This is a genomic window from Microbacterium fluminis, from assembly GCF_051549805.1.
GTDB lineage: Bacteria > Actinomycetota > Actinomycetes > Actinomycetales > Microbacteriaceae > Microbacterium.
On record NZ_CP196042.1, the window covers coordinates 2,604,522 to 2,627,543 of the forward strand.

Below are 23,022 nucleotides of genomic sequence, written 5' to 3' on the forward strand. Positions count from 1 at the left end.
CGCCGTCGCAGCGCCGTCACGCGCGCCGGACGGCTCCCGCGGTTCGGTACCCTGGCTAAGTGAAGACGTTCGATCAGCTGTTCGCCGAGCTCACCGCGAAGGCGGTCGAGCGTCCGGAGGGATCCGGCACGATCGCCCAGCTGGACGCAGGCGTGCACGCGATCGGCAAGAAGATCGTCGAAGAGGCGGCCGAGGTCTGGATGGCCGCCGAGTACGAGTCGGACGAGGCCGCCGCCGAGGAGATCTCGCAGCTGCTCTACCACCTGCAGGTGCTGATGGTGGCCAAGGGGCTGTCGCTCGAAGACGTCTACCGACATCTCTGAGCCCGTCCTCACCCTCCGCACCCCACACGAAAGCCCTCCCATGCTGCGAATCGCCGTGCCCAACAAGGGCTCGCTCGCCGAGACCGCCACCGACATGCTCGCCGAGGCCGGCTACACCGGCCGCCGCGACCCGAAGGACCTGCACGTCATCGACCCCGTCAACGAGGTCGAGTTCTTCTACCTGCGCCCGAAGGACATCGCCACCTACGTCGGCTCCGGCGCCCTCGACGTCGGCATCACCGGCCGCGATCTGCTCCTGGATGCGCGGATGCCGGGCGCGCGCGAGATCGAGGCGCTCGGCTTCGGCGGCTCGACGTTCCGCTTCGCGGGCCCTCCCGGCGCGTTCTCATCGCTCGAGGAGCTGGAGGGCAAGCGCGTCGCGACCTCGTACCCGGGCCTCGTGGACGCATTCCTCGACGCCCGCGGAATCGCGGTCGACCTCGTGCCGCTGGACGGGGCCGTCGAGTCGGCCGTGCGCCTGGGGGTGGCGGATGCCGTCGCGGACGTGGTGTCGACCGGCACCACGCTGCGCCAGGCGGGCCTGGAGATCTTCGGGCCCGTGATCCTCGAGTCCGAGGGCGTGCTGGTCACCGGGCCGTCGGACGCCGACGGCGTGGAGACCCTGCTGCGGAGGCTGCGCGGAGTCATGGTGGCGCGCCGGTACGTGCTCATCGACTACGACCTGCCGGCGTCGCTCGTCGACGAGGCCGTCGCGCTCGCGCCCGGCATCGAGTCGCCCACGATCTCGCCGCTGCGCGACCCCGCGTGGGTCGCGGTGCGGGTGATGAGCCCGCGGGCGACCGCCAACCAGGTGATGGACGCGCTGTACGCGCTGGGCGCGCGGGCGATCCTCGTCACCGCCATCCACAACGCGAGGCTGTGACATGAGCCTGGTCTGCCGCGTCATCCCGTGCCTCGACGTCGCCGCCGGCCGGGTCGTCAAGGGTGTCAACTTCGAGAACCTGCGCGATATGGGCGACCCCGTCGAACTGGCGCAGGAGTACTTCCGCCAGGGTGCCGACGAGCTGACGTTCCTCGACGTGACCGCCACCGTCGACGAGCGCTCGACCACCTACGACGTCGTGCGCCGCACCGCCGAGCAGGTCTTCATCCCGCTCACCGTCGGCGGCGGCGTCCGCTCGGCCGACGACGTCGCCCGGCTGCTGGGCGTGGGGGCCGACAAGGCGGGCGTCAACTCCGCCGCGATCGCGCGCCCCGCCCTCATCGACGAGATCGCCGATCGGTTCGGCGCGCAGGTGCTCGTGCTGTCGCTCGATGTGAAGCGCTCGACCGCGACCGCGTCCGGGTTCGTCGTGACGACGCACGGCGGGCGCACCGAGACCACCCTCGACGCCCTCGACTGGGCGCGCGAGGCGATCGAGCGCGGCGCGGGGGAGCTCCTGGTGAACTCGATCGACGCCGACGGCACGAAGCAGGGCTTCGACCTCGAGCTGGTGGGACTGATGCGCGAGGTCTCCGGCGTGCCGGTGATCGCCTCCGGCGGGGCGGGCTCGGCGGCCGACTTCGCGCCCGCCATCCGCGCCGGCGCCGACGCGGTGCTCGCGGCATCCGTGTTCCACTCCGGCCAGCTGACCGTCGGCGACGTCAAGTCCGCGATGCGGGCCGACGGCGTGGAGGTGCGCGCATGACCGAGACCATCGACGAGCGGGTCGCCCGGGTGAGCTTCGACGCCGCCGGGCTGGTCGCCGCGATCGTGCAGCAGTGGGACACCCACGAGGTGCTGATGCTCGGGTGGATGGATGCCGAGGCGCTCCGTCGCACGCTCACGACCGGCCGCGTCACGTTCTGGTCGAGGTCGCGGCAGGAGTACTGGCGCAAGGGCGACACGTCCGGGCACATCCAGCTCGTGCGCGGCGCGCGCCTGGACTGCGACGGCGACGCGGTGCTGCTGCAGGTCGAGCAGATCGGCGTCGCGTGCCACACCGGCACGCGCACCTGCTTCGACGCCGACGACCTCGACCCCGTGCAGGGCGCGACGTCGTGATCGCCCGCGCACGACTGCTGGCGGTGGTCGCGATCGTGCTGACCGGCGCGCTCGGGGTGATCTCGTCGACGCAGACCTGGCTGACGGTCGTCCTCGACGACGGCACGGGCCACGAGCTGTTCGTGCCGGGTGCCGCCGCCGTTCCCGTGCTGGCACCGCTCAGCCTCGCCGTGCTCGCGCTCGGGGCGGCGCTGTCGATCGTCGGTCGGGTGGTCCGCTGGATCTTCGGCGCGCTGACGGTCCTGATCGCCGTCGCCCTGGGCATCGTCACCGGCCAGGTGGCCGTCGCGCTGCCCGTCACCGCGGTGTCCTCGACCGTCACGACGGCGACCGGTATCACCGGCATCGACTCCGTCGCCGCGCTCGTCCGGACGATCTCGCCGTCGCCGTGGCCCTTCGTGACCCTCGCGCTCTGGGTGCTCCTGCTCGCGGCCGGGCTCTTCACCCTCGCCACGGCGCACCGCTGGCGGGGGAGCGGACGCCGGTACCGCACCGACGGCGAGGGAGCGGATGCCTCGGCCCCGGCATCCCGTCCGCGCGACGCCATCGACTCGTGGGACGACCTGTCGCGCGGCACGGACCCCACCGACGAACCCCGCTAGACTGACCAGGCGCGGCCCGCCGCGCGAGACACCTCGGAGGACACCCATGAGCAACCCCATCGGCGACCCCGGCCACGGACACTCCCCGGCGGCGTGGACGGCCGTGATCATCATGCTGGTCGCGTTCACCATCGGCACCGTGGCGTTCTACCTCGACGTGGCCTGGCTGGTGTGGGCGTCGGCCGTTCTGGTGGTCGTGGGTGCGGCCGTGGGCTGGGCGATGGCGAAGGCCGGTTACGGCGTCGCGGGCCCGAAGTACCTCGCGAAAGAGCACTGAGCGTGCTCGCCGACCTCACGGCCGGCGCGGTGGAGGATGCCGAGGCGCGTGCCGCGTCCCGGCCCGAGGCGGATGTCGAGCGCGCCGCGCTCGCACAGACGCCGGCGCTCGACGTCCTCGCCGCCCTGGCCCCGTCCGACCGCGTGAGGATCATCGCCGAGGTCAAGCGCGCGAGCCCGTCGCGCGGTGATCTCGCCGACATCCCCGACCCCGCCGCCCAGGCGCGGCGCTACGAGGAGGGCGGTGCGTCCGCCATCTCGGTGCTCACCGAGGCACGCCGCTTCAAGGGCAGCCTCGCCGATCTCGAGGCCGTCAAAGCCGCCGTCCGGCTGCCGGTGCTGCGCAAGGACTTCATCGCCACGCGGTACCAGGTGCTCGAGGCGCGCGCGTCGGGCGCAGACCTCGTCCTGCTGATCGTCGCCGCGCTCGAGCAGCCGCCGCTCGCCGAGCTGTTCGCGCTCACCTCGGAACTCGGCATGACCGCGCTCGTGGAGGCCCATTCGGCCGATGAGGTGTCGCGTGCGGTCGACTTGGGCGCGGAGCTGATCGGCGTCAACGCCCGCGATCTGTCCACGTTCGAGCTCGACCGCGACCTGTTCGGCCGTGTCGCCGGGCTCATCCCCGACGGCGCGATCAAGGTCGCCGAGTCGGCCGTGCTCGCCCCCGCCGACGTCGCCCACTACCGTTCCGCCGGCGCCGACGTGGTGCTCATCGGCGAGGCGCTGGTCACCGGCGACCCGGTGGCCACCCTGCGCACCTTCCTGGAGGCCGGATCATGAGTCTGAGAGACCAGAAGGGTCCGTTCTTCGGCGACTTCGGCGGGCGGTACATGCCCGAGTCGCTCATCGCCGCGATCGACGAGCTGACCGCGGTGTACGAGGACGCGATCGTCGACCCCGCATTCCAGTCCGAGCTCGCGCACCTGCTGCACAGCTACGCCGGTCGGCCGTCGGCGATCACCGAGGTGCCGCGGTTCGCCGCGCACGCGGGCGGCGCCCGGGTGTTCCTCAAGCGCGAAGACCTCAACCACACCGGTTCGCACAAGATCAACAACGTGCTGGGGCAGGCTCTGCTCACCAAGCGCCTCGGCAAGACCCGCGTGATCGCCGAGACCGGCGCCGGCCAGCACGGCGTGGCCACCGCGACGGCGGCCGCCCTGTTCGGCTTCGAATGCACCATCTACATGGGCGAGGTCGACACCGAGCGTCAGGCCCTCAACGTCGCCCGCATGCGGCTGCTCGGCGCCGAGGTGGTCCCCGTGACGACCGGATCGCGCACGCTCAAGGACGCCATCAACGACGCCTACCGCGACTGGGTGGCGACCGTCGAGACGACCAACTACATCTTCGGCACGGCGGCGGGTCCGCATCCGTTCCCGGCCATGGTGCGCGACTTCCAGAAGGTCATCGGCGAGGAGGCCCGCGCGCAACTCCTCGAGAGCGCCGGGCGCCTCCCCGACGCGGTGATCGCGTGCGTGGGCGGCGGCTCCAACGCGATCGGCATGTTCGATGCCTTCCTCGACGACGCCGACGTCAGGCTCTACGGCGTCGAGGCGGCCGGCGACGGGGTCGACACCGACAAGCACGCCGCCTCCATCGAGCGGGGTCGTCCGGGTGTGCTGCACGGGGCGAAGACCTACGTGCTGCAGGACGAGGACGGACAGACCATCGAGTCGCACTCCATCTCGGCCGGTCTCGACTACCCGGGAGTCGGGCCCGAGCACGCGTGGCTGGCCGACATCGGCCGCGCCGACTACATCCCCGCCACCGACGACGAGGCCATGCAGGCGCTGCGCCTGCTGTCCGAGACCGAGGGGATCATCCCCGCGATCGAGTCGGCCCACGCCCTCGCCGGCGCGCTGCGGATCGGGCGCGAGCTCGGGCCGGACGCGATCCTCTCGGTGTGCCTGTCGGGTCGCGGCGACAAGGACATGGACACCGCCGCCCGCTACTTCCGTCTCTACGACGAGTCGGCGGCGAGCCCGGAGGCACCCGCGCCGGATGCCTCGGCCCACGGCGAAGGGACGAAGCTGTGACCTCCCGCGTGGCCGCGGCCATCGACGCCGCCCGCGCGCAGGGCCGTGGCGCCTTCGTCGGCTACCTCCCGATCGGCTACCCGGATCTGGAGACGAGCATCGAGGCGGCCGTCACGCTCGCCGAGAACGGCGCCGACGTGCTCGAGCTCGGTCCGCCCTACTCCGATCCCGTCATGGACGGCACGGTCATCCAGGAGGCGACCCAGACGGCGCTGGCGGCCGGATTCCGGCTGCGCGACCTGTTCCCGGCGATCCGTGAGATCACGCGTCGTGTGGACATCCCCGTCCTCGTGATGACGTACTGGAACCCCGTGCTGCAGTACGGCGTCGACCGCTACGCCGATGACCTCCTCGCTGCCGGGGGAGCGGGCCTCATCACCCCCGACATCACCCCTGAGGCCGCCGCCGAGTGGATCGCCGCGAGCGAGCGCACGGGCCTGGACCGCGTGTTCCTCGCCGCGCCGACCTCGACCGACGAGCGCCTCGACCTCGTGGTGCGCAGCTCGACCGGCTTCGTGTACACCGTCTCGACGATGGGCATCACGGGGGAGCGGGCGCAGCTCGATGCCGCGGCGCGCACGCTCGTCGAACGGCTCCGGTCGCACGGCGCCGAGCACGCGTGCGTCGGCATCGGCATCTCGACCGCCGACCAGGTGGCGGGCGTGCTCGAGTACGCCGACGGTGCGATCGTCGGCACCGCGCTGGTGCGCGCCCTGCGGGACGGCGGGCTCGTCCAACTCGCCGCCACCGCCCGAGCACTCACCGCGGGAACGTCCGCGCGCACCCCGAACTAGACTCTTCCCCGGCGGCGGCCCCCACCGGTCCCGCCCCGGAACCCTCAGCAAGGACGATCCTCCATGGTCAACGCCGCACTCGGCATCGCCACCAGCATCCCGAGCCCGCCGATCAGCTCGTTCCAGATCGGCCCGTTCACGATCCACTTCTACGCCCTGTGCATCATCGCGGGCATCATCGCCGCCGTGCTGATCACCAACCACCGTCTCACACGGCGCGGGGCGGAGCCGTGGGTCGTCATCGACATCTGCCTCGTCGCCGTGCCCCTGGGCATCATCGGCGCCCGCATCTTCCACGTCCTCACCCACCCCGGCTTCTACTTCGGTCCGGGCAAGAACATCTGGGCGGTCTTCTTCATCTGGGAGGGCGGCATCGCGATCTTCGGCGCTCTCATCGGCGGAGCGGTCGGTGCGCTGATCGGATGTCGCTGGACCGGCATCCGATTCTGGACATTCGCCGACGCTTTGGCGCCAGGAATCCTGCTCGCCCAGGCGTTCGGCCGCTTCGGGAACTGGTTCAACCAGGAGCTGTTCGGACTGCCCACCGACCTGCCGTGGGGCCTGCAGATCGACAGCGGAAACAGTGCCTTCCCCCCGGGGCTCGCGCCGGACACGCTCTTCCACCCGACCTTCCTCTACGAGGTCATCTGGAATGTGGTGGGTGTGCTCGTGATCATCTCCATCGGCCGCACGTTCACGCTGCAGTGGGGCCGCCAGTTCGCGATCTACCTGATCTGGTACGGCACCGGCCGCATCGTGTGGGAGTCGATCCGGATCGATCCGAGCGAGATCTACTTCGGCCTGCGCACCAACGTCTGGGCGGCGATCGCCGCCGTCGTCGTGGGCATCGTGATCTTCGTCGTGCAGAAGCGCCGCCACCCGGGCTTCGAGCCGTCGCCCTACGTGCCGGGTCGCGAGCGCAAGGGTTTGGGGAATGTACAATCGCAGGACACCGACGACTTCGTGGACGTGAGTGAGCCTCCCGCCTCCCCCGTCACCACAGAAGTCCGCGAGGCACCTGCCACAAGCACCGCCAGCACGAAGTAGCGCTTCTCCCGCGCTAGTCCCGAGGGCCGACGTCGTCCCATCTTGAGCATCAACGTGAGGACGGTTGGTATGGCATCGAGCCCCCGTCACAGCACCGGTCCCTTCGGGGCCTCCGGCGCCTTCCCGCCCAAGCAGGGCATGTACAACCCTGCCTTCGAGAAGGATGCCTGCGGTCTGGCGATGGTCGCCACGCTCCGCGGCGAGCCCGGGCACGACATCATCGACCTGGCGCTGACGGCGCTGCGCAACCTCGAGCACCGCGGCGCCATCGGCTCCGACGCGGGCACGGGCGATGGCGCGGGCATCCTCACCCAGATGCCCGACGCGTTCCTGCGCGCCGTCGTCGACTTCGACCTCCCGCCGGTCGGCGAGTACGCGGCCGGGATGATCTTCCTGCCCTTGGACGCCGAGGAGCGGTCGGCCCAGAAGGACGGGATCGAGCGGATCGCGGAGTCCGAGGGACTCGTCGTGCTGGGCTGGCGCGAGGTGCCGACCGCGGACGAGAACCTGGGCAAGCTCGCCCACGACGCACGTCCCGCGTTCGAGCAGCTGTTCCTGTCGCGCCCGGCCGTCGGCGACGCGCCGGCGCTGTCGGGGATCGCGCTCGACCGCCGCACCTTCCGGCTGCGCAAGCGCAGCCGGACCGAGCTCGGCGCCTACTTCGTGTCGCTGTCGGCGCGCACGCTCGGCTACAAGGGCATGGTCACGACGCTGCAGCTCGAGCCGTTCTACCCCGACCTGCAGGACGAGCGCTTCGCCTCCGAGCTCGCGGTCGTGCACTCGCGCTACTCCACCAACACGTTCCCGTCGTGGCCGCTCGCGCAGCCCCTGCGCATGCTCGCGCACAACGGCGAGATCAACACCGTCAACGGCAACCGCAACTGGATGCGCGCACGCCAGTCGCAGCTCGAATCCGAGCTGCTCGGCGACATCCGTCCGCTGCTGCCGATCTGCACCGAGGGCGCCAGCGACTCCGCGTCGTTCGACGAGGTGCTCGAGCTGCTCACCCTCACGGGTCGGAGCCTGCCGCACGCGATCATGATGATGGTGCCGGAGGCCTACGAGAAGCAGTCGGACATCGACCCGAAGCTGCGGGCGTTCTACGACTTCCACTCGATGCAGATGGAGCCGTGGGACGGCCCCGCGGCGCTGATCTTCACCGACGGCACGCTCGTGGGTGCGACCCTCGACCGCAACGGTCTACGCCCGGGACGTTGGACCGAGACGACCGACGGCCTCGTCGTGATCGGCAGCGAGACCGGTGTGCTCGACTTCGAGCCCGCGCGCATCAAGCGTCGCGGCCGGCTTCGGCCGGGCCGCATGTTCCTGGTGGACACCGCCGCGCAGCGGATCGTCGAGGACGCCGAGATCAAGGCGCAGCTGGCCGACCTCGAACCGTGGCAGGAGTGGCTCGACAAGGGCCGCGTGCGGCTGGCCGACCTGCCCGAGCGCGAGCACATCGTGCACCCGATCGCCTCGATCACGCGTCGCCAGCGCACGTTCGGCTACACCGAGGAGGAGGTGCGCATCCTCATCACGCCGATGGGGCAGAACGGCGCCGAGCCACTCGGTGCGATGGGCAGCGACACTCCCGTCGCGGTGCTCAGCGAGCGCCCGCGCCTGCTGTTCGACTACTTCACGCAGCAGTTCGCCCAGGTCACGAACCCGCCGCTGGACTCCATCCGCGAGGAGGTCGTCACCTCCCTCGCTCTGGGCCTGGGTCCCGAGCGCAACCTGCTGTCGTGGGGAGCGGGGCACACCCGCACCGTCACCCTCGACTTCCCGGTGATCGACAACGACGAGCTCGCCAAGATCCAGCACATCGACACCGCGCTCCCCGGGCGCAGCTCGGTCACGATCCGCGGACTGTACCGCGTCGAGGCGGGGCACAAGGGCATGACCAAGCGCATCGCGCAGATGTGCACCGAGGTCGACCAGGCCATCGAGGACGGCGCGGAGTTCATCGTGCTCAGCGACCGCGACTCCAACAAGGATCTCGCCCCCATCCCGTCGCTGCTCATGCTCGCCGCCGTGCACCATCACCTCATCCGGCGCGAGACCCGGATGAAGGTCGGTCTGGTCGTCGAGGCCGGAGACGTGCGCGAGGTGCACCACGTCGCCACGCTCATCGGGTACGGGGCATCCGCCGTCAACCCGTATCTCGCGATGGAGACCGCCGAGTACCTGGTGCGGGCCGGCTACATCACGGGGATCACGCCCGAGAAGGCCGTCCGCAACCTGATCTACGCCCTCGGCAAGGGCGTGCTCAAGATCATGTCGAAGATGGGCATCTCGACCGTGTCGTCGTACGCCGGCGCCCAGGTCTTCGAGGCGGTCGGACTGGCCGAGAAGTTCGTCGCCGAGTACTTCACCGGCACCGAGTCGAAGCTCGGCGGCATCGGCATCGAGGTCATCGCGTCGGAGAACGCGGCGCGTCACGCGTACGCCTATCCGGAGGATGCCGCCGCCCGGGCCCACGAGCGGCTGTGGACCGGCGGCGAGTACCAGTGGCGGCGCGACGGGTCCCCGCACCTGTTCAACCCCGACACGGTGTTCCGCCTGCAGCACGCGACCCGCGAGCGCCGCTACGACATCTTCCGCGAGTACACCAAGCTCGTCGACGATCAGGCCGGCGAGCTCAAGACCCTGCGCGGTCTGTTCCGCCTGCGCACCGGCGAGCGCACCGCCGTGCCGCTCGACGAGGTCGAGTCCGTTGCGTCGATCGTGAAGCGCTTCTCCACCGGGGCCATGAGCTACGGCTCCATCTCTCAGGAGGCGCACGAGACGCTCGCGATCGCGATGAACTCGATCGGCGCGAAGTCCAACACCGGAGAGGGCGGCGAAGACGTCGACCGGCTGCTCGACCCGCGTCGTCGCAGCGCCATCAAGCAGGTCGCATCGGGCCGGTTCGGCGTGACGAGCCTGTACCTCACCGAGGCCGAGGACATCCAGATCAAGCTCGCCCAGGGGGCCAAGCCCGGCGAGGGCGGTCAGCTGCCCCCGACGAAGGTGTATCCGTGGGTCGCGCGCACACGCCACGCCACGGCCGGCGTGGGTCTCATCTCCCCGCCGCCGCACCACGACATCTACTCGATCGAAGACCTCAAACAGCTGATCTTCGACCTCAAGCGCGCCAACCCGCAGGCCCGGGTGCACACCAAGCTCGTCAGCCAGTCGGGTATCGGCGCGGTGGCGGCCGGCGTGGCCAAGGCGCTGAGCGATGTCATCCTCGTGTCCGGACACGACGGCGGCACCGGCGCGAGCCCGCTCAATTCGCTCAAGCACGCCGGCACCCCGTGGGAGCTGGGTCTCGCGGAGACCCAGCAGACGCTCATGCTCAACGACATGCGCGACCGCGTGGTGGTGCAGGTGGACGGTCAGCTCAAGACCGGCCGCGACGTCGTCATCGGCGCGCTGCTGGGCGCCGAGGAGTTCGGCTTCGCGACCGCGCCGCTGGTGGTCTCCGGCTGCATCATGATGCGTGTGTGCCATCTCGACACCTGCCCGGTGGGCGTCGCCACGCAGAACCCCGTTCTGCGCGAACGCTTCAGCGGCAAGCCCGAGTTCGTCGTGAACTTCATGGAGTTCATCGCGGAGGAGGTGCGCGAGTACCTCGCCGAGCTGGGCTTCCGCTCGCTCGACGAGGCGATCGGTCACTCCGAGCTGCTCGACGTCGACGGCGCGGTCGAGCACTGGAAGGCCAGCGGCCTCGACCTGAAACCGATCCTCGAGGGCCCCGCCTTCGCGGACGACGCGCCGCGGCGCAACTCCCGCGAGCAGCTGCATGAGCTGGAGAAGCACTTCGACGTCGGGCTGATCGAGCGTGCGCAGGATGTCATCGCGCACGGCGGCGAGATCACGATCGACCTGCCGATCCGCAACACCGAGCGCGCCGTCGGCACCATGCTCGGCAACCGCGTCACGCGTGCGCACGGTCAGAACGGGCTGCCCTCCGGGTCGATCACCGTCAACCTGACCGGCTCCGCGGGCCAGTCGTTCGGTGCCTTCATGCCGGCGGGGATCACCCTCCGGCTCGAGGGCGACTCCAACGACTACGTCGGCAAGGGCCTCTCCGGTGGACAGATCGTGATCCGTCCGCCGCGCGAGGCATCCTTCGACGCGTCCCAGAACGTGATCGCGGGAAACGTCATCGGCTACGGTGCCACGCAGGGCACGATGTTCCTGCGCGGCGTGGTGGGGGAGCGCTTCTTCGTGCGCAACTCGGGGGCGACCGCGGTGGTGGAGGGCGTGGGCGACCACGCTCTGGAGTACATGACCGGCGGCCTCGCCGTGATCCTCGGCACCACCGGGCGCAACCTCGGCGCCGGGATGTCGGGCGGGACCGCCTACATCTACCGGCTCGACAGCGCCCTGGTGAACCGGGAGGCGCTCGCCAGCGGCGAGCTCGAGCTCGGCGAGCTGGGCTCGGGCGATGCCGAGATCCTCCGCGACCTGCTCGAACAGCATGTCGCACAGACCGATTCCGAGCTCGCCGCCTCGCTCCTCGCGGACTTCGAGGCCGTGCTCCCCGACTTCGTGCGGGTGCTCCCGCGCGACTACGCAGCGGTGCTGCAGACGCGCCAGAACGCCGTGGCCGAGGGGCTCGACCCCGACGGCGACGTGGTGTGGAGCCGCATCCTGGAGGTGACCGGTGGCTGACCCGAAGGGCTTCCTCAAGACCACGGAGCGCGAGGTCCCCGCCCGCCGCCCCGTCCCCGTGCGGATCATGGACTGGAAAGAGGTCTACGAGCCGGGCGACTCCGCCGTGCTGCGTCGGCAGGCCGGTCGCTGCATGGACTGCGGTGTGCCGTTCTGCCACCAGGGGTGCCCGCTGGGCAACCTCATCCCGGAGTGGAACGACCTCACCTGGCGCGGCGAGGGTCGCGCCGCGATCGAGCGCCTGCACGCGACGAACAACTTCCCGGAGTTCACCGGGCGGCTGTGCCCGGCGCCCTGCGAGAGCGCCTGCGTGCTCGGCATCAACCAGCCGGCCGTGACGATCAAGCAGATCGAGGTCTCGATCATCGACGAGGCGTTCGCGGGCGGGTGGGTCGAGGCAGAGCCTCCGGGGCGCCTCACCGGGAAGACCGTCGCCGTCGTCGGCTCCGGACCGGCCGGCCTCGCCGCCGCCCAGCAGCTGACGCGCGCCGGCCACACGGTCGCCGTGTACGAGCGCGACGACCGCATCGGCGGCCTCCTGCGCTACGGCATCCCCGACTTCAAGATGGAGAAGCGCCATCTCGAGCTGCGGCTGCGCCAGATGCGCGACGAGGGCACGCGGTTCCGCGCGGGTGTCGAGATCGGCGTCGACATCACGTGGGCCGACCTTCGCAACCGGTACGACGCGGTGATCGTGGCCACGGGCGCGACCGTGCCGCGCGATCTTCCGATCCCCGGCCGCGACCTCGACGGCGTGCACTTCGCGATGGAGTACCTCGTCGAGTCGAACAAGGCCACCGCGGGCGACCGCGTGCCGAACCAGATCTCGGCGGAGGGCAAGCACGTCGTCGTCATCGGCGGCGGCGACACCGGCGCGGACTGCATCGGGACCGCCCACCGGCAGGGGGCGCTCAGCGTCACCAACCTCGCCATCGGCAAGCAGCCTCCCGGGACGCGCCCCGACTCGCAGCCCTGGCCGATGACGCCGACGCTGTTCGAGGTCGCCTCGGCGCACGAAGAGGGCGGCGAGCGGTCGTACCTCGCCTCGACGGTGGAGTTCCTCGGCAACGGCGGGGGAGAGGTGCGCGCCCTCCGCGTCGCCGAGACGGAGTACGTCGACGGTCGACGTGTGCCCAAGAGCGGCACCGAGCGCGAGATCCCCGCCGACCTCGTGCTGATCGCGATGGGCTTCACCGGACCCGAGCAGGACGCCGTGCGCGACCAGCTGGGCGCGCAGTTCACCGATCGCGGCAACGTGACGCGCGGCGACGACTACGAGACGACCGCCCCCGGCGTGTTCGTGGCGGGGGATGCCGGGCGCGGCCAGTCCCTCATCGTCTGGGCCATCGCGGAGGGCCGTGCGGTCGCCGCACAGGTCGACCGGCACCTCATGGGCGAGACGGCGCTGCCGTCTCCCGTGCGCCCGACCGATGTCGCGATCGGCCACCGCCCCGCGTAGTCTGAGAACGGTCGATCGACCTCTCGAATCCCCCTCTTCCACAACCCGGAGAACACACGTGAGACGCGCCAAGATCGTCGCCACCCTGGGGCCCGCCACCTCGTCATACGAGATGGTCCGAGCCATCATCGATGCCGGCGTCGACGTCGCCCGCCTGAACCTCAGCCACGGTGACTACTCCGTGCACGAGGCCAACTTCGCCAACGTGCGCAAGGCCGCCGACGACGCGGGGCGCCCGGTCGCCACCCTCGTCGACCTGCAGGGCCCGAAGATCCGCCTCGGCAAGTTCGAGAACGGCCCGCACGAGCTCGCCGTGGGCGACATCTTCAAGATCACCACCGAGGACATCCTCGGCACCAAGGACATCGTCGGCACGACCTTCAAGGGCCTCCCGAACGACGTGCGGCCGGGCGACTTCCTCCTCATCGACGACGGCAAGGTGCGCGTCGAGGTCGTCGAGACCGACGGCACGGTCGTCACCACCAAGGTGATCGTCGGCGGTCCGGTGTCCAACAACAAGGGCATCAACCTGCCCGGTGTGGCGGTGAACGTCCCCGCGCTGAGCGAGAAGGACGAGGCCGACCTGCGCTGGGGCCTGAACATCGGCGCCGACCTGATCGCGCTGTCGTTCGTGCGCGACGCGAAGGACATCCAGCGCGTGCACGTCATCATGGCCGAGGAGGGGCGTCACATCCCCGTCATCGCCAAGATCGAGAAGCCGCAGGCCGTCGACAACCTCGAGGAGATCATCGACGCGTTCGACGGCATCATGGTCGCCCGCGGCGACCTCGGCGTCGAGCTGCCGCTGGAGGCCGTGCCGATCGTGCAGAAGCGCGCGGTCGAGCTGTGCCGGCGCATGGCCAAGCCCGTGATCGTGGCCACCCAGATGCTCGAGTCGATGATCGAGAACCCGGTGCCCACGCGCGCCGAGACCAGCGACGTCGCCAACGCTGTGCTCGACGGCGCCGATGCGGTGATGCTCTCCGGTGAGACCAGCGTCGGCAAGTACCCGATCGTGGTCGTCGAGACCATGGCGCGCATCGTCGACTCCACCGAGGAGCACGGCCTCGAGCGCATCCCGCCGATGAAGGCCAAGCCCCGCACGCAGGGTGGTGCGATCACCCTCGCCGCGCTCGAGGTGGCCGAGTTCGTCGAGGCGAAGTTCCTCTGCATCTTCACCGAGTCCGGCGACACCGCGCGCCGCATGTCGCGCCTGCGCCCCCGCATCCCCATGATCGGGTTCACCCCCGACCCGGCGATCCGCCGCCGCATGGCCCTCACCTGGGGCGTCAAGTCGTCGCTCGTCGAGCACGTCGCGCACACCGACCGCATGTTCATCCAGGTCGACGACTACTTCCTCTCGCACGACCTGGCGAAGGTCGGCGACAAGGTGGTCGTCATCTCGGGGTCCCCTCCCGGGATCATCGGATCGACCAACGACATCCGCATCCACAAGATCGGCGACGCCGTGCACGGCAAGGCGCCGATCTACAAGTCCGAGAAGTAGGCGACCGGATGCACGAAGGGGATGCCTCGATCGAGGCATCCCCTTCGTCGTCCCGCGGTGCCGGTGGTGGGAGTCGAACCCACACGCCCTTTCGGGCAACCGAGTTTGAGTCGGTCGCGTCTGCCATTCCGCCACACCGGCGCACGGCCCGGCCGCACGTCCGCAACGACGATACCGCAGCGCTGCGCGTTCCCCGGCGGTGCTGAGCGTTCCCGGAGGAAGCCGCGGGCGACCCCGCAGCGGGTGCCGTAGGATTCAAACGTGACTGAGCAAGAAGCGATCGCCGAAACCGCGCCCTCCGCCCCCCGACGGGTGGTCGTCGCCGAAGACGAGTCGCTGATCCGTCTCGACATCGTCGAGATCCTCCGCGACAACGGCTTCGACGTGGTCGGCGAGGCCGGCGACGGCGAGACGGCGGTGCAGCTGGCGACCGAGCTGCGTCCCGACCTCGTGATCATGGACGTCAAGATGCCTCAGCTCGACGGCATCTCGGCCGCCGAGAAGCTCAGCAAGAACCACATCGCGCCCGTCGTGCTGCTGACCGCGTTCAGCCAGAAGGAGCTCGTCGAGCGCGCCAGCGAGGCCGGAGCCCTGGCCTACGTCGTGAAGCCGTTCACGCCCAACGACCTGCTGCCGGCGATCGAGATCGCCCTCGCGCGCTACGAGCAGATCATCACGCTCGAGGCAGAGGTCGCCGACATGGTCGAGCGCTTCGAGACCCGCAAGCTCGTGGACCGCGCCAAGGGGCTGCTCAACGAGAAGATGGGCCTGTCCGAGCCCGAGGCCTTCCGCTGGATCCAGAAGGCGTCGATGGACCGCCGCCTCACGATGCAGGACGTCGCGAAGGCGATCATCGAGCAGCTGGCGCCCAAGAAGGCCTGACGGGCGACGGATGCCGGTGGCCCCGGCATCCGGGGTCATCGTGCCGCGGGCGCGTCCTTGACCATGTTGGTGATGCGGATCGTCGAGCAGCGTCGTCCCTGATCGTCGGTGACGACGATCTCGTGGACGGTCATGCTCCGGCCGAGGTGGATCGGCGTGCACACGCCGGTGACGACGCCGGAGGTCGCCGAGCGGGTGTGGGTGGCGTTGATGTCGACGCCGACCGCGAGCCGTCCGGGACCGGCGTGCAGGTTCGCGGCCATCGAGCCGAGGGACTCGCCGAGCACGACGTAGGCGCCGCCGTGCAGCAGCCCGACCGGCTGGGTGTTGCCCTCGACGGGCATCGTGGCGACGCACCGGTCGACCGAGAACTCGGTCCACGCGATGCCCATCTTCTCGGCGAGCGCGCCCATTCCGCGCAGCTTCGCCCAGTCCAGGCCGGAGGAGTCGAGGTCTGGTCCGGTCACGCTGATCGCCTTCGTCGGGGTGCGGGGTGAGTGTCGGCACCGCTGGCTAGGCTGTGACGGTGACGGACTCCGCAAAGCCTACCCTCCTGGTCGTCGACGGCCATTCGCTGGCCTACCGGGCGTTCTACGCGCTCCCGGTCGAGAACTTCTCGACGAAGGACGGGCAGCACACGAACGGCATCTACGGGTTCCTCGCGATGCTCATCAACCTGATCAAGGCCGAGAAGCCCACGCATCTCGCGGTCGCCTTCGACACGTCGCGTCAGTCGTTCCGCACACGGGAGTACGCCGAGTACAAGGCCAACCGGTCCGAGACGCCGTCGGAGTTCAAGGGACAGATCCCGATCCTGCAGGACTGCCTGGCCGCCATGAGCATCCGCGTGCTGTCGAAAGAGGACATCGAGGCCGACGACATCCTCGCCACCCTCGCCACGCAGGGCGCCGCTCAGGGGTTCGACGTGCTCGTGTGCTCCGGTGACCGGGACACGATCCAGCTCGTCACCGACGACGTGACGCTGCTGTACCCCAACGTGCAGGGCGTCTCGCAGCTCAAGCGCTACGACCGTCAGGCCGTGATCGACCGCTACGGCGTGCCGCCCGAGCAGTACCCCGACATCGCCGCGCTCGTCGGTGAGACCAGCGACAACCTCCCCGGCGTGCCGAAGGTGGGGGAGAAGACCGCCGTCAAGTGGCTGACCCAGTTCGGCTCGCTCGACGCGCTCCTCGACGGGGCCGACAAGGTCACCGGCGTGGTCGGCGGCAATCTGCGCGAGCACCTCGACGACGTGCGGCGCAACCGCACTCTCAACCGCCTCCTCACCGACGTCGAGCTGCCCGTCGGCCCCGCCGACCTCGAGGTGCAGCCGATGGACGCGCAGGCCGTCCGCGACATCTTCGCGCGACTCGAGTTCAAGACGCTCATCCCGCGCGTCGCCGAGCTCGCCGGCATCGAGCAGCAGATGGCGGCCATCACCTCTGCGGCGGCAGAGCTCGCGCCGGTGGCCGAAGAGCTCGACGGGCCGGCGCTCGGCGCCTGGCTCGCCGCTGCCGACGGCGAGGTGGGCGTCACCGTCGCGGTCGAGGGCGGAAGACCGCACCGCGTCGGGTTCGCCGCGGGCGCGCGCACGGTCGAGGCATCATGGACCGACGACATCCGCGACTCCCTCTCCGGGTGGTTCGCCTCCGACGCGCCGAAGGTGTTCAGCGACGCCAAGTCGCAGATCAAGGCCCTCCGCCGCGCCGGGCTCACGGTGGCCGGTCTCGCGTTCGACGTGGTCATCGCCGGATGGCTGGTACGCCCGAGCTTCCCCGACAAGACGCTCGCCGACCTCGTCGAGCGCTATCTCGACGAGAAGCTCCCCGAGGCCGATCCCACCCAGCTGGTCCCCGAGACCGAGGGCGCGACGCCCGGTCAGCTGTCGTGGTACCTGCTGCGCGTGGCCGAGGCCCTGCGCGCCGACCTGCCCGAGAGCGTCGCGACGGTGCTCACCGAGATCGAGCTGCCCACCCTGCTGACCCTCGCCGACATGGAGCTGGCGGGCGTCGCGGTGTCGCACGCGAAGCTGTCGGAGTTCTCGGGCGAGCTCGCCGCGCGCGCCGACGCGATCGCGCAGGCGGCCTACGCCGCGATCGGCCGCGAGGTCAACCTCGGCTCGCCGAAACAGCTGCAGGAGGTCCTGTTCGACGAACTGGAGCTGCCGAAGACGCGCAAGACCAAGACCGGGTACTCGACGGATGCCGCGGTGCTGGCCGACCTCCAGGAGACCAACCCGCATCCGTTCCTCGACCTGCTGCTGCAGCACCGCGAGGCGACGAAGCTGCGGCAGATCATCGAATCGCTCGACACGGCGATCGGCGGCGACGGGCGCATCCGCACCACCTACGTGCAGACCGGCAGCCAGACCGGTCGGCTGTCCAGCACCGACCCGAATCTGCAGAACATCCCCGTGCGCACCCAGGAGAGTCTGCGCATCCGCGCGGCCTTCGAAGTGGGCGAGGGCTTCGAGACGCTGCTCACGGCCGACTACTCCCAGATCGAGATGCGCATCATGGCGCATCTGTCCGAAGATCCCGGCCTGATCGAGGCCTTCAACTCCGGTGAGGACACGCACCGCTTCGTGGGTGCGCGCGTCTTCGGGGTGGAGCCCGCCGACGTCACGCCGGCCATGCGCACCAAGGTCAAGGCGATGTCGTACGGGCTCGTCTACGGCCTGTCGGCCTTCGGTCTGTCCAAGCAGCTGCGCATCGACCAGTCCGAAGCGAAGCTGCTCATGACCGAGTACTTCGCCCGATTCGGCGCCGTGCGCGACTACCTGCGCTCCTCGGTCGAGCAGGCCCGCGCCGACGGCTACACCGAGACGATCTTCGGTCGTCGACGGCCGTTCCCCGACCTCACGAGCCCCAACCGGGTGCTGCGCGAGAACGCCGAGCGCGCCGCCCTCAACGCGCCCATCCAGGGCAGTGCCGCCGACATCATGAAGATCGCGCTGTTCCACATCCATGACGAGTTCGCCGCGCAGGGGCTCGACTCACGCGTGCTGATGCAGATCCACGACGAGCTCGTCGTGGAGGTGGCTCCGGGGGAGTGGGAGGCCGCGGAGCGCATCGTGCGCGAGCGCATGGGCGACGCGGCGCAGCTGACGGTGCCCCTCGACGTGCAGATCGGCCGTGGAGGCGACTGGAACGAAGCCGGGCACTGACGCCGGCTCCACGCCCCGAGGCCGGTACTCAGATGACCGCCACCATCTCGATCTCGACGCGGGCACCCTTGGGAAGGCCCGCGACGGCGTAGGTGGCCCGAGCGGGGAGCACAGGCCCGCGGAAGAACTCGGCGTACACGGCGTTCACGTCGGCGAAGTCGGTCATGTCGGCGAGGAGCACAGTGGTCTTCACGACCCGATCCAGGCCGCTCCCGGCGGCTGCGAGGATCGCGGCGGCGTTCCGCAAGGACTGCGCGGTCTCATCGGCGACGGTGGGCCCGGCCATCTCGCCGGTGGCGGGATCGAGCGGAAGCTGTCCGGAGACGTAGACGAACGGCGCGACGGCCACGGCCTGCGAGTACGGACCGATCGCGGCGGGCGCGCCAGGGGTATCGATGGCGTGCAGCGTTGGAGAGGTGTGGAGGTCGGTCATGTCGGTCCTTTCATGAGGTCGCCGACGGTGTCCAGGACGGCGGTGGTCGTGGTGGCGTGCACGGAGAATCGGATGCGGTCCGGTCCGTGCAGAGTCGTGGTGATGCCGGCGTCGGAGAGGCGCCGGTGTGCGTGCGCAGCCTCCTGGGAGGAGAGCCGAGCGACGACGATCCCCGCCCGCTGTAGGCGGTCGACGGGGGAGACCACGGGCACGCCGGATGCCCGCAGCACCTCGATGAGGTGATCCACGTGGGAGGCGATCGCATGCTCGACGGCGGGCACCCCGACGTCGCCGAGGAGCTCGAGGGCGGCGGCGAGCGCGGCCGACGCGAACGGAGAGCCGTTCGTCACCGACAGCATCCGCGCACCGGCGGCGGGGTGGTGCTCGACGCCGTCGTAGACGCCGGGGTCGACGACGCCGGTCCACCCTCCGAGCGTCGGCCGCAGGCGATCGCGAGCGCGTGGCGACAGTGCGACGAAACCCGTGCCCCAGCCGGCGCGGAGCCACTTCTGACCCCCGACCACGAGGACGTCGGCGACCTCCCACGGAAGCTCGACGACCCCGAACCCCTGGATCGCGTCGACGATCAGCAGGCGGTCGCCGAGCACCTCACGGAGTCCTGCGAGGTCTGCGCGGAAGCCGGTACGGAAGTCGACGGCACTCACGGCGAGCGCGGCGACGTCGTCCGAGAGCGCGGTGGCGACGGATTCAGGGGTGACGGATGCACCGTCCAGTGCGCGGACGCGGAGCAGGCCGGCCTGCTCCGCGCGCCACCACGGATAGAGGTTCGACGGGAACTCGCCGCTGGAGACCAGCACATCACCCGTCACCCCGAACGCGACCTGGAACAGACCGTGCGAGGTGCTGGGCACGAGCAGGACCTCGTCGACGGCGCGACCGGTCAGCTGTGCCGCGAGACGGATGGCATCGGCATCCGCGGAGTGCAGTTCCCGCGTCGCGTCCGCCCCCGCCATCGCCCGCCCCATCAGACGCGTCGCCGCGTCGACGGCCGCGCGCGACGGCGGGCCGTAGCTCGCGAAGTTCAGATAGCCGCGGTCCTCCGCGAACTGGGCGCGATAGGCATCCCGTCCGCTCACTCGAGCACTCGCTGCAGGAACTGGCGCGTACGCGCCTCCTGCGGGTTCTCGAGCACCTGCTCGACCGGCCCCTGCTCGACGATCCCGCCGTCCGCCATGAACACGACCCGGTCGGCGACCTGGCGGGCGAAGGCGATCTCGTGGGTGACGACGAGCATCGTCATCCCCTCGCGGGCGAGGTCGGCCATCACGGTCAGCACCTCGCCGACGAGTTCCGGGTCGAGAGCGGACGTCGGCTCGTCGAACAGCAGGAACAGCGGCTTCATCGCCACGGCGCGCGCGATCGCGACACGCTGACGCTGACCTCCCGAGAGCTGACCGGGGTAATGATCGACCTTGTCACCCAGTCCGACGCGCTCGAGCAGCGCCACCGCCTCCCCCCGCGCTTCCCGCGACGAGCGACGCTGCACCTGCACCGGACCCTCCATGACGTTGCCCAGCGCCGTCAGGTGGGGGAACAGGTTGAAGTGCTGGAAGACCATCCCGGTCTGCGCTCGCTGCGCCGAGAGCTTGCGCTCGTTGAGCTCGTGCAGCCGGCCGGCACGGAGCTGGAACCCCATCGGCATGCCGCCGACCCAGACTTCGCCGCTGTCGGGCGCTTCGAGGCGATTGAGAGTGCGCAGGAACGTGGACTTCCCGGCGCCGGAAGGGCCGATGATGCACACGACCTCTCCCGGGAACACCTCGAGCGATACGTCGCGCAGGACGGTGTTGTGGCCGTAGGACTTCGTGATCGAGATCGCCTCGAGCACGGGGCCGGGGCGAGCGCCCGCCTGGTCGGTCGTCGTCATGGCGTGCTCCTGATCAGCGGTGCGCGACCGAGGTCGGCGGCGACCTTTCGTCGAAGTGAGGGACCCTGCCCGCGCCCGCCGGGACGGCGATCCTGACGATCGAAGACGCGCTCGAGATAGAACTGGCCGATACTCGCGACGCTCACGATCACCATGTACCAGACAGCGGCGGCGATGAGCGTCTCCATCACCTGGAGATTGAAGGACGAGATGTTGTTCGCCGCCTTGATGAGCTCGACGTAGCCGATGACGGATGCCATGGCGGTGCCCTTGAGCATGTTGATGAAGTCGTTCCCGGTGGGCGGGATGATGACCCGCATCGCCTGCGGCAGGACGATGCGACTCATCCGCTGCGCGGGCGTCTGCCCGATCGACTGGGCCGCCTCGATCTGACCGCGATCCACGCTCTTGAGACCGGCTCGCACGATCTCCGCCATGTACGCGCTCTCGTTGAGGGCGAGGCCGAGGAAGGCCGCGACGAACGTGGTCATGACGGCGTTCGTGCTCACCTGCGCGAACACGATGTCCGTGAACGGGATGCCCAGCTGGAGGTTCGGGAAGATCAGTGCGAGGTTGTACCACAGCAGGATCTGCAGAAGCACCGGGAGCCCGCGGAACAGCCAGATGTAGCCGGAGGCGAATGCCGCGGCCACCGGATTCTTCGAGATCCGCATCAGCGCGATCATCACGCCGATCAGAATCGCCGACACCTGCGCGACCACGGCCAGGATGAGCGTGTTGATCACACCGGTGAGGATCACGGGCGAGACCACGTAGCCCGGAATGGCCGCGTAGTCGATGTCGCCCTGCGATGCGCCCAGGATCAGCAGCACCAGAAGCGCGACGATCACCACCGCGCTCACCCACCGACCCACGTGTCGGAGACGGACCTGGGGCAGGAGGGCGCGGCCGGAAGGCCGCACCCCGCTGCCGACTGCGGAGGTCACGCGCCGCCGTTCACCGCGGCGGCCGAGACAGCGCCGCTCTGCACGCCCCAGGCATCCAGCAGCTTGGCGTACGTGCCGTCGGCGATGAGCGCGTCGAGGGCGCCGGCCACCGCATCGCGCAACCCGCTGTTGCTCTTGTTGACGCCGATCCCGTAGGGCGCTCCGTCGATGACGTCGCCCGGGACGACCTCGAAGGCCTCGCCGTTCTTGGTCGTCTTCGACACGTAGACGGCCGTCGGGAGATCGTTGACGATCGCGTCGATCCGGCCGGTGCGCAGCTGAGTCTGGTTCTGGCTGTCGCTGTCGGTGACGGTGATCTCCAGCGCCGCCTTGCCGCCGGCGACGCACTCGTCGCTCGTGCGCTGCGCGAAGTCCTGCTGGCTCGTGCCCGTCACGACGGCGATCTTCTTGCCGCACAGATCGGCGGGGCCGCCGATCTTCGCCGGGTTGCCCTTCTGCACCATGATCGTGATCCCCGAGGTGAGGTAGTCGACGAAGTCGATGGTCTGCTGACGTGCCGGAGTGTCGTTCATGGCAGCGATCGTGACCTCGACGCGACCGGACTGCAAGCTGGTGATGAGGGCCTGGAAGTCGAGGTTCTCGTAGGCGGTCTTCAGCCCGAGCTTCTTGGCGATGGCCGTGATCAGGTCGTGGTCGCTGCCGACGACGGTGGTGCCGTCGGCGGCGTAGAAGTTGTTCGGCGGCGACTGCACGTAGGAGCCCACGGTCAGCACACCGTCGGAGGTGATCGCTGCCGGCACCAGGGCGGCGAGCGCGGCATCCGTGGACACTGCATCGACGATCGAGGCGGTGTCGGGGATCGCGGAGGTGACACCCGCATCGGGCGTCGCGCCACCGCTGGAGGTGTCGACGGCGGGCGGGGTGCACCCGGTGAGCACGGTGGCCAGCGCGACCGTGCCGATGGCGAGTCCGATCAGGGTGCGGGTGGTGGGCAATGGCATCGTGAGGGTGCTCCTTCGGAACGTCATCGGTCTCGC

Annotated in this window: 21 protein-coding genes and 1 tRNA gene; 15 read left to right on the forward strand and 7 right to left on the reverse strand. The window is 70.0% G+C overall.

Annotation, left to right across the window (positions count from 1 at the left end; all coding sequences use genetic code 11):
• Positions 1 to 59 precede the first annotated feature (59 nt).
• The 13 genes from ACSJDX_RS12580 (at position 60) to pyk (ending at position 14,708) form a co-directional block, all read left to right on the forward strand.
• Positions 60 to 323 carry a phosphoribosyl-ATP diphosphatase gene (locus tag ACSJDX_RS12580; protein WP_438352999.1) on the forward strand — a complete coding sequence of 88 codons (264 nt, stop codon included), beginning with the start codon at positions 60 to 62 and terminating at the stop codon, positions 321 to 323.
• A 40-nt stretch (positions 324 to 363) separates the two neighbouring features.
• Positions 364 to 1,206 carry an ATP phosphoribosyltransferase gene (hisG, locus tag ACSJDX_RS12585; protein WP_438353000.1) on the forward strand — a complete coding sequence of 281 codons (843 nt, stop codon included), beginning with the start codon at positions 364 to 366 and terminating at the stop codon, positions 1,204 to 1,206.
• Between the two features lies 1 nt (position 1,207).
• The gene (hisF, locus tag ACSJDX_RS12590) at positions 1,208 to 1,972 is read left to right on the forward strand and encodes an imidazole glycerol phosphate synthase subunit HisF (protein WP_438353001.1); all 765 of its coding nucleotides are present in this window, start codon (positions 1,208 to 1,210) and stop codon (positions 1,970 to 1,972) included.
• Positions 1,969 to 2,328, forward strand: a complete 360-nt coding sequence (gene hisI, locus ACSJDX_RS12595; protein ID WP_438353002.1) for a phosphoribosyl-AMP cyclohydrolase — start codon at positions 1,969 to 1,971, stop codon at positions 2,326 to 2,328. The genes hisF and hisI overlap by 4 nt, the downstream gene beginning before the upstream one ends.
• Positions 2,325 to 2,930, forward strand: coding sequence for a Trp biosynthesis-associated membrane protein (locus ACSJDX_RS12600; protein ID WP_438353003.1), 606 nt, complete (start codon positions 2,325 to 2,327; stop codon positions 2,928 to 2,930). Before hisI ends, ACSJDX_RS12600 begins: the two co-directional genes overlap by 4 nt.
• A gap of 46 nt (positions 2,931 to 2,976) precedes the next feature.
• Positions 2,977 to 3,207 (forward strand): DUF6704 family protein, encoded by a 231-nt coding sequence (locus ACSJDX_RS12605; protein WP_438353004.1) that lies wholly within the window; start codon positions 2,977 to 2,979, stop codon positions 3,205 to 3,207.
• Positions 3,208 to 3,209: 2 nt separating this feature from the next.
• Positions 3,210 to 3,986, forward strand: a complete 777-nt coding sequence (gene trpC / locus ACSJDX_RS12610; RefSeq protein ID WP_438353005.1) for an indole-3-glycerol phosphate synthase TrpC — start codon at positions 3,210 to 3,212, stop codon at positions 3,984 to 3,986.
• The gene (gene trpB / locus ACSJDX_RS12615; protein ID WP_438353006.1) at positions 3,983 to 5,242 is read left to right on the forward strand and encodes a tryptophan synthase subunit beta; all 1,260 of its coding nucleotides are present in this window, start codon (positions 3,983 to 3,985) and stop codon (positions 5,240 to 5,242) included. The genes trpC and trpB overlap by 4 nt, the downstream gene beginning before the upstream one ends.
• Positions 5,239 to 6,036, forward strand: coding sequence for a tryptophan synthase subunit alpha (gene trpA / locus ACSJDX_RS12620; protein ID WP_438353007.1), 798 nt, complete (start codon positions 5,239 to 5,241; stop codon positions 6,034 to 6,036). The genes trpB and trpA overlap by 4 nt, the downstream gene beginning before the upstream one ends.
• Before the next feature lie 63 nt (positions 6,037 to 6,099).
• Positions 6,100 to 7,083 carry a prolipoprotein diacylglyceryl transferase gene (gene lgt / locus ACSJDX_RS12625; RefSeq protein ID WP_438353008.1) on the forward strand — a complete coding sequence of 328 codons (984 nt, stop codon included), beginning with the start codon at positions 6,100 to 6,102 and terminating at the stop codon, positions 7,081 to 7,083.
• A 69-nt stretch (positions 7,084 to 7,152) separates the two neighbouring features.
• Positions 7,153 to 11,742: a glutamate synthase large subunit gene (gene gltB, locus ACSJDX_RS12630; RefSeq protein WP_438353009.1), complete on the forward strand. Its 4,590-nt coding sequence runs from the start codon at positions 7,153 to 7,155 to the stop codon at positions 11,740 to 11,742.
• A complete protein-coding gene (locus ACSJDX_RS12635) occupies positions 11,735 to 13,201 on the forward strand; it encodes a glutamate synthase subunit beta (protein WP_438353010.1) in 1,467 nt (488 codons plus the stop codon). The genes gltB and ACSJDX_RS12635 overlap by 8 nt, the downstream gene beginning before the upstream one ends.
• A gap of 58 nt (positions 13,202 to 13,259) precedes the next feature.
• Entirely contained in the window at positions 13,260 to 14,708 is a 1,449-nt protein-coding gene (gene pyk, locus ACSJDX_RS12640) for a pyruvate kinase (protein WP_438353011.1), read from the forward strand.
• A 58-nt stretch (positions 14,709 to 14,766) separates the two neighbouring features.
• Here pyk and ACSJDX_RS12645 read toward each other — a convergent pair.
• A tRNA-Leu gene (locus ACSJDX_RS12645) sits at positions 14,767 to 14,849 on the reverse strand.
• A gap of 120 nt (positions 14,850 to 14,969) precedes the next feature.
• On the opposite strand from ACSJDX_RS12645, the gene ACSJDX_RS12650 reads away from it, so the two are divergent.
• A complete protein-coding gene (locus ACSJDX_RS12650; protein ID WP_438353012.1) occupies positions 14,970 to 15,590 on the forward strand; it encodes an ANTAR domain-containing response regulator in 621 nt (206 codons plus the stop codon).
• Positions 15,591 to 15,625: 35 nt separating this feature from the next.
• Here ACSJDX_RS12650 and ACSJDX_RS12655 read toward each other — a convergent pair whose 3' ends face one another.
• Positions 15,626 to 16,003 (reverse strand): hotdog fold thioesterase, encoded by a 378-nt coding sequence (locus ACSJDX_RS12655; protein ID WP_438354987.1) that lies wholly within the window; start codon positions 16,001 to 16,003, stop codon positions 15,626 to 15,628.
• A 113-nt stretch (positions 16,004 to 16,116) separates the two neighbouring features.
• Here ACSJDX_RS12655 and polA point away from each other — a divergent pair, with 113 nt between their 5' ends.
• On the forward strand, positions 16,117 to 18,756 hold the full coding sequence (gene polA, locus ACSJDX_RS12660) for a DNA polymerase I (protein WP_438353013.1): 2,640 nt from the start codon (positions 16,117 to 16,119) through the stop codon (positions 18,754 to 18,756).
• Between the two features lie 28 nt (positions 18,757 to 18,784).
• Here the strand turns inward: polA and ACSJDX_RS12665 are convergent, their stop codons facing one another.
• From ACSJDX_RS12665 to ACSJDX_RS12685, 5 genes are all read right to left on the reverse strand, one after another.
• On the reverse strand, positions 18,785 to 19,189 hold the full coding sequence (locus ACSJDX_RS12665) for a Rid family detoxifying hydrolase (protein WP_438353014.1): 405 nt from the start codon (positions 19,187 to 19,189) through the stop codon (positions 18,785 to 18,787).
• Complete coding sequence (locus ACSJDX_RS12670) at positions 19,186 to 20,286, reverse strand: aminotransferase class V-fold PLP-dependent enzyme (RefSeq protein WP_438353015.1); 1,101 nt, start codon at positions 20,284 to 20,286, stop codon at positions 19,186 to 19,188. Before ACSJDX_RS12670 ends, ACSJDX_RS12665 begins: the two co-directional genes overlap by 4 nt.
• The gene (locus ACSJDX_RS12675; RefSeq protein ID WP_438353016.1) at positions 20,283 to 21,077 is read right to left on the reverse strand and encodes an amino acid ABC transporter ATP-binding protein; all 795 of its coding nucleotides are present in this window, start codon (positions 21,075 to 21,077) and stop codon (positions 20,283 to 20,285) included. The genes ACSJDX_RS12670 and ACSJDX_RS12675 overlap by 4 nt, the downstream gene beginning before the upstream one ends.
• Positions 21,074 to 21,940 (reverse strand): amino acid ABC transporter permease, encoded by an 867-nt coding sequence (locus ACSJDX_RS12680; protein ID WP_438353017.1) that lies wholly within the window; start codon positions 21,938 to 21,940, stop codon positions 21,074 to 21,076. The genes ACSJDX_RS12675 and ACSJDX_RS12680 overlap by 4 nt, the downstream gene beginning before the upstream one ends.
• An 80-nt stretch (positions 21,941 to 22,020) precedes the next feature.
• Positions 22,021 to 22,986, reverse strand: a complete 966-nt coding sequence (locus ACSJDX_RS12685) for an ABC transporter substrate-binding protein (protein ID WP_438353018.1) — start codon at positions 22,984 to 22,986, stop codon at positions 22,021 to 22,023.
• Between the last annotated feature and the right edge of the window lie 36 nt (positions 22,987 to 23,022).